This is a genomic window from Pseudomonas sp. 22490 (assembly GCF_052044465.1).
GTDB classification, from domain to species: domain Bacteria; phylum Pseudomonadota; class Gammaproteobacteria; order Pseudomonadales; family Pseudomonadaceae; genus Pseudomonas; species Pseudomonas aeruginosa.
Genome location: NZ_JBQENS010000073.1, coordinates 1 through 5,920, shown reverse-complemented (window position 1 = coordinate 5,920; position 5,920 = coordinate 1). Strand labels below are relative to the sequence as shown.

The window sequence follows — 5,920 nt, the reverse complement described above, 5'->3', positions numbered from 1 at the left end:
TAGGCGGGGGTTGCCATGGATACGTTCCTTGTCGTTGAAAGTGCCCAGGCGATATGCCGGGGGCATCGGTGCTAGACAAGAACCGTGCCACTAGTCTTGAAACTCTTTTCCATCAAGGCGTTATTGGGGGAAGCCAAAAATTCGCTGGCGATTCTCATGGGAGGAACACTGAAAATTGTGCAACTTTTTGCACACCGCTTGCAAAAAGTTGCGCATTCTCTCGGAGCCCTTTGGGTGTTTTTTCCCTAGCGTTCTATCCACAGCTTTATCCACCAAAAAGTTGCACAATGGCTTTTGGATTGTGAGGCTGAATGGTCGGAGTATTTTCTGCCTCTGCCCCTATCCAAACAACGCTTCAGCACGCGTAGTCTGATTGTCCAAACGTTCACCAAGCCCAGCCGGTACAAGCTCACCTTTCCACCGTATGCGTGACCTCTCCCTCAGCCGGTATTCCCCCAATGGGGGCCAACCGCCGTTCAAATGCGGGTGGCCGGCTTGAAGTCGGATAGTCTGACCTCAAAACCGGCAAATCGCCGGTTTTGGATCTCCTGCATTGCAGGCAAAGGCTCGCTGCGTTCAAGCGCAAATACGGGAATATCCCGCATTTGAAAACCCGGCTTCAAAAGTACGCAAAACGTCCTTTTGACTGCGGACGAAATTCGTCGTCAGTCGGTGTTTTGTGCGTCCGAATTTCGGACGCACAAAATCCCCCAGATTCGGGGTATTACGAGAGTCTCGTAAAACTCTCACTCCAGCCACCGGCTGAAGCCGCCACTACAAAATATTCGTAGTGAACATGCCCTGATTTTTCAGGAGATGATCGCGCGACCGTGGCCGCAATTTTGTGGAGACGGCGACCCCGCTGAGTTACGGCCTCGGGCATTAACGTTGGAGCAACGTTGGCTAACGGTGGACTAACGTTGATCGCGTTACCGGGAAGGGGCGCATTTCAAGTGCGCCCCTTGGCGCGACCAGCGATGGCTCCGAACTGAGCCATGGGCTAACGCGGCGCTATCTCACAACCGCCAATGGGGGAAGTGAGGAAAATCCCACCTTGCCTGACCAATCGCCAGGGGATCGAACTTACCGGGAGCGACGCAGACCACCCGGTTGCCCTGCTGGAACTGACGACAGACATTTGAGCTGGCCGGCATAAAAAAGCCCCGCCTGAGCGATTCAGGACGGGGCTTTCCTTTAGGCTTACTGCACCCACCATGCACCCATGAGAGGTGGCTTGTGGCTAATGACTTTTGGTAAGTGCTTGATTTGTATGGCGCATCCGGCGGGATTCGAACCCACGACCCCTCCTTCGGAGACTAATGACGTACAGAAATCTTGGTTGGCGGTAAGCGTTCAAAAATGCCTCTAAGTGCCGTCTCGCAAGGCATTGGCCTTATCTCGCCGGCTGCAGTTTATAGCTCTTTGCGGTATCTAAGGGTGGTTATCTAGGGCACAAAAAACGAAATTGGTATCAGCGATTTTGACACCTAGCCAGCCCCTAGCGTCGAGGTTAGTGCGGCAGCTAGCTCATTCGTCCTTGGCGTTTATCTCGGCGGAGACCTTGCCAAACGACTCCCAATCGCCAACCAGCTCATCCACGCGATCAGGAATGCGCGGTGACTTACTGAGCACCAGACAGCGGGTTGTACCCACGTACTCCTCAAGGAGGTAGAGCGTATCCCCAACGTCGACGCCCATTTCCTGCAGAACGTCATCGGGTAGGCGAATAGCGCCGTCGCCATCCCAGTCCTCAATCACTACATGATTCCGCATCGTAACCCCGGGAAACAGTTGAATGGGTGTCCGCAGGGGGAAACAACAGCGAGCCGTTGCCAACGAAGCCCCGCGGCGCAGGCCGCCAGCTTAGCAAAAGTTCATGGTTTCAGAGGTGGTCGCTGTGGATTCCTCGCTACCCAATCTGGGAGCTGACGATTTATTGGTTCGAGGGTTAAAAACCCGAGCATCAGGTTACTGTGTGTCACAGGCCCGATCGTTTTTTGCTGATTAGAGACAGGAGCTTCCGTCATGCATGCAACATCCAGAATTCGCGCATTCTCGACGGATCAAAGTGGCGTAATTCTACGCACGGCCCTGAGGGTCCTGGAGAAATGGAAGGCCACTACCGAGCAGGCGAGCAATGTTCTTCGTGTCTCGCGCAGCAGTATTTCTCGTGCTCATCAGGGCAAAAGCGTTGAACTCGACCGAGATCAACTGGAGCGGGCCAGCATTGTCTTGAACTGCCACGCCAGCCTAAGGCTGGCCTTTGATAACCCTGAAAACGTCTACGGCTTTATGGGTCTTGAGAACCAAAACGAATTCTTCAATGGTCGTAAGCCGTTGGAAATCATGGCGCAGGGCGACCTCCTGTCGCTTTTGGAGACCTACAAACGAATCGACGCATTTTGTGGGGTTAGTGAACCTGGAGCGGACTAATCCTCAGCACGAGTGAGCGCTCACGGGTCATCCTGATTTCCCAATCTGGGTGCCGACGAAATTTTCAGCGCTAGCGTTAGAACAGTAGAACATCGGGTTACCGTGGCATCTCGTTTGTAATCGGGAGTACACGTTGATGAGATGGTTTTTTGTGACGATGTTGTGTGGTGGCGTTGGGCTTTGGTTGGGCGCCCAATACCAAATACCTCAGTGGATTATGTGGTTGTTGTTGTCACTGGGTACTGCTCTGTGGGTATTTGCCAAGTGGCATGAAAGCCGGGAAGCCGAGCAGGAGCGCAATCATGATCGTGCGTAATGATCAGGATTGGGCCGCATGGGATTTCGCAAATCTGCAGGCTTTGCAGCTTTCAACTAGGCAGAGACTACTCGGCATCGCCCCCTATCTGGAGCGCCTGCAGAGTGGGCGGGACGACTTAAGGGAATTACAGGTAGATGGACTACTGTTCTTCGCGGTAGAGCTGATTGAGGGTGTGTTGGTAGACCCTGCGTTGCCTGCAGAATTCGAGAATCTAGACAGCCAGCAGCATACCGACGTATGCAAAGCCCGCTGGTGGAATCGTCCATTTATCGAGCGTTGTAGTTGGGAAGGACCTTATGGGCTGGAGGTGAGTCATCGGGCTAGCCAAGCTTCGATAGGTAAAGTCTTCCCCGAACTGGCGGCAAAAGATGTGGAAAAGCATATCGCAGCTTTAAAGGCACTCTGGTTTAGCGATTGGCCAACAGGGGTTCGCTACGAAGTGTGCTGTTTTGATAGCACCGCTACTGGCGGCTTAACGAGCTGGGGAACTTTTAATTCAATGCCCGAAGCGCTGGGCTGCATTATGGGTGGTAGGCGCTGGTAAGCGCTTTAGCTAGCCGCGACCTTCATATCCCGTCTGGGAGATAACGATTGACCCTACCGTATGAAAGAACTCGTATCCTCGTCAAAACAGAGGAGTTCTTGCGTGAGCTCTCCCATGATGCGGGCCTACCGCAGGGCATCCGCAGTTATGCGAAAAGTTTACTCAGGCACTACCCCTCTTCAGCTGAGGTGTTCTCGCTGGGACGCTTGGAGGAATGCTTAGCAAGCGGTGCCGATGATGACGAATATCGGCGCCGAGTTATCGCCTACCACCAGCCGCTGCTCTGCTCGTCGCTGGAGCAGGAGCGATAGCAATGGCCAGCTATTTGACTGAACCGACGGTATCTCAACTCGTTATGCGGCGGGTTAAGCGGCTGCGTAAAGGAAGACCTTTCAGCATCCGCGACTTTGCAGAGCTTGGTACGAGTACGGCCATCTCCAAGGCATTAGCCCAGTTGGTTCGGCAAGGCGAGCTTGAGCGTGTGTGCCGTGGCATTTACATGCGCCCCCAATACAGCCAGCACACTGGCAGAGCTGTGCGTCCTGGGCCATTGGACTTGGTAAATCTGATTGCCAAGAAAAACAGTTGGACACTGCAGATTCATGGCGCTGATGCAGTGAGGCGATTCGGTCTGAGTACACAGATGCCGGTTAGTCCGATCTATTACACCAGCGGCCCTAGTCGATCGATATCTGTGGGGAAGGCAGAGATTAGGCTCGTGCATGCGGCTCCGATGGTTATGCAGTGCACAGGAACCAAGGTCGGTATGGCCATCAGCGCGCTTTTTTATCTCGGTAAAGGCGGCATCACTCAGGAAGATGTGGCTGTAGTTAAAAAAACGCTTAGTCCCGAAGAAAAGAACAAGCTATTGGCCTGCAGAATGCCGAAATGGATGCGCATGGCGCTGATGCGAAGTTGCACTGACTCAGCCACCGAGTTGCATTCCAGTTGACCGAGAATTTTCATTGGTATCGAACATTAAACGCGGTAGTGACGACCGGCCGAAATCGGCCGATTCTGTTGAAAAAGTAGCGACCTCCCCATGCCGTTGGCAAAATTGCTTTGTCAGCGAGCCTGGGGGCGAACAGCATGATGGGACAGTTACCGGGAGGACAGCAGCGCCTGTTCTACTCGTTCAATCTGGAAGATCACGTCCCGGCCCAACATCTCCTGCGCAGCATCGACCAGTGCCTGGATCTCAGTGATCTGCGTGCCTACCTGGCAGATTTCTATAGCCCCATCGGGCGTCCCTCGATTGACCCGGAGTTGATGGTGCGCATGCTGGTCGTCGGCTACTGCTATGGCATTCGTTCCGAGCGGCGATTGTGCGAAGAGGTGCACCTGAACCTGGCCTATCGCTGGTTCTGCCGGCTGGGTCTGGAAGACGAAGTCCCCAATCACTCGACCTTCTCGAAGAATCGCCATGGGCGTTTTCGTGACAGCGATCTGTTCCGCTGGTTGTTCAATGAAGTGCTGCGGCGCTGCATGGCGGCCGGTCTGGTCAAGGGTGAAGGTTTCGCTGTCGACGCCAGCATCATCAAGGCGGATGCTAGCCGGCAACGTGGGGTAGCAGGAGATGAAGTCGATTGGCGCGATCCAGCACTCAGCAGCCGCGCCGTGCGCGAGTACCTCGAAGCCCTTGATGAAGAGGCGCTGGCTGAAGCTCTTCCCAAGAAAATTTCGCTCACCGATCCTCAGTCCCGTTGGACAGCAGCGCCAGGCGGCCCGGCCTACTTTGCCTACTCCACGAACTACCTGATCGACACTGAGCACGGCGTGATCATGGATGTGGAAGCTACCCCGGCGCACCGTACCGCCGAAGTCGATTCGACTAGAACGATGGTCGAGCGTGTCGAAGCGCAGTTCGACCTCACACCGGAACGCCTTATCGGCGACACCGCTTATGGCACTGCCCCGATGCTGGCCTGGATGGTCGAAGAGAAGGACATCGAGCCGCATGTGCCGGTGTGGGACAAGACTGAGCGCAAGGACGACAGCCTCTCCAGTAAGGACTTTCACTGGAATCAGGAAGCCAATGAATATCGCTGCCCAGCCGGCAAACCACTACGCAGTGAATGGCGCGCCTTCACCCAGAAAAGATCGCGGGTGACCAAGGCCAACACCATCATTTATCGCTCCAGCCAAACCGACTGCACCGCCTGTCCTTTGAAAGCGAAATGCTGCCCCAACACGCCGAATCGGAAGATCGTCCGCAGCATCCATGAGGCTGCCCGCGATGTGGCCAGGCGCATCGCCAAGACACCGGAATACCTCGTCTCTCGCTGCGAACGAAAAAAGGTGGAGATGCTGTTCGCCCACCTCAAACGGATCATGAAACTCGACCGTTTACGACTGCGTGGCCTGACAGGTGCCACTGACGAATTCACTTTGGCGGCGACGGTGCAGAACCTGCGACGCATGGCCAAGCTTTTGCCTCAAGGGCCACCGCTCACGGGATAGGTACGCCTGCTGCGAGCAGAAACCCTCAAATTAACCCTCAAACCTGAGCAAGGACGCTCAGTGAAACGCCGGAAGGCAACTTGAAGTGGCTTGCAGCCACTTAGATAGCAGGCACACTTGATCGGCAGGCTGCCGCTGAAGCTACTTTTTCAACAGAATCGGCC

At 54.8% G+C, this 5,920-nt stretch carries 6 protein-coding genes; 5 read left to right on the top strand and 1 reads right to left on the bottom strand.

The features are described from left to right. Positions 1–1,527 precede the first annotated feature (1,527 nt). Entirely contained in the window at positions 1,528–1,773 is a 246-nt protein-coding gene (locus tag ACTJJX_RS34645) for a hypothetical protein (RefSeq protein WP_004423113.1), read from the bottom strand. A gap of 252 nt (positions 1,774–2,025) precedes the next feature. On the opposite strand from ACTJJX_RS34645, the gene ACTJJX_RS34640 reads away from it, so the two are divergent. From ACTJJX_RS34640 to ACTJJX_RS34620, 5 genes are all read left to right on the top strand, one after another. Beyond that, the gene (locus ACTJJX_RS34640; RefSeq protein WP_146538025.1) at positions 2,026–2,433 is read left to right on the top strand and encodes an antitoxin Xre-like helix-turn-helix domain-containing protein; all 408 of its coding nucleotides are present in this window, start codon (positions 2,026–2,028) and stop codon (positions 2,431–2,433) included. Positions 2,434–2,735: 302 nt separating this feature from the next. Continuing rightward, a complete protein-coding gene (locus tag ACTJJX_RS34635) occupies positions 2,736–3,296 on the top strand; it encodes a hypothetical protein (RefSeq protein ID WP_261390393.1) in 561 nt (186 codons plus the stop codon). A gap of 47 nt (positions 3,297–3,343) precedes the next feature. After that, on the top strand, positions 3,344–3,607 hold the full coding sequence (locus ACTJJX_RS34630) for a BPSL0761 family protein (protein WP_146538027.1): 264 nt from the start codon (positions 3,344–3,346) through the stop codon (positions 3,605–3,607). Between the two features lie 2 nt (positions 3,608–3,609). Next, positions 3,610–4,248: a DUF6088 family protein gene (locus ACTJJX_RS34625; RefSeq protein ID WP_146538028.1), complete on the top strand. Its 639-nt coding sequence runs from the start codon at positions 3,610–3,612 to the stop codon at positions 4,246–4,248. Between the two features lie 137 nt (positions 4,249–4,385). Then, complete coding sequence (locus ACTJJX_RS34620; RefSeq protein WP_146538033.1) at positions 4,386–5,756, top strand: transposase; 1,371 nt, start codon at positions 4,386–4,388, stop codon at positions 5,754–5,756. Positions 5,757–5,920 lie beyond the last annotated feature (164 nt).

What these genes read in the sequence shown, in the direction of transcription:
- ACTJJX_RS34645 (WP_004423113.1), bottom strand. Translation starts at nt 1,773, where the DNA reads ATGCGGAATCATGTAGTGATTGAGGACTGGGATGGCGACGGCGCTATT.
- ACTJJX_RS34640 (WP_146538025.1), top strand. Translation starts at nt 2,026, where the DNA reads ATGCATGCAACATCCAGAATTCGCGCATTCTCGACGGATCAAAGTGGC.
- ACTJJX_RS34635 (WP_261390393.1), top strand. Translation starts at nt 2,736, where the DNA reads ATGATCGTGCGTAATGATCAGGATTGGGCCGCATGGGATTTCGCAAAT.
- ACTJJX_RS34625 (WP_146538028.1), top strand. Translation starts at nt 3,610, where the DNA reads ATGGCCAGCTATTTGACTGAACCGACGGTATCTCAACTCGTTATGCGG.
- ACTJJX_RS34620 (WP_146538033.1), top strand. Translation starts at nt 4,386, where the DNA reads ATGATGGGACAGTTACCGGGAGGACAGCAGCGCCTGTTCTACTCGTTC.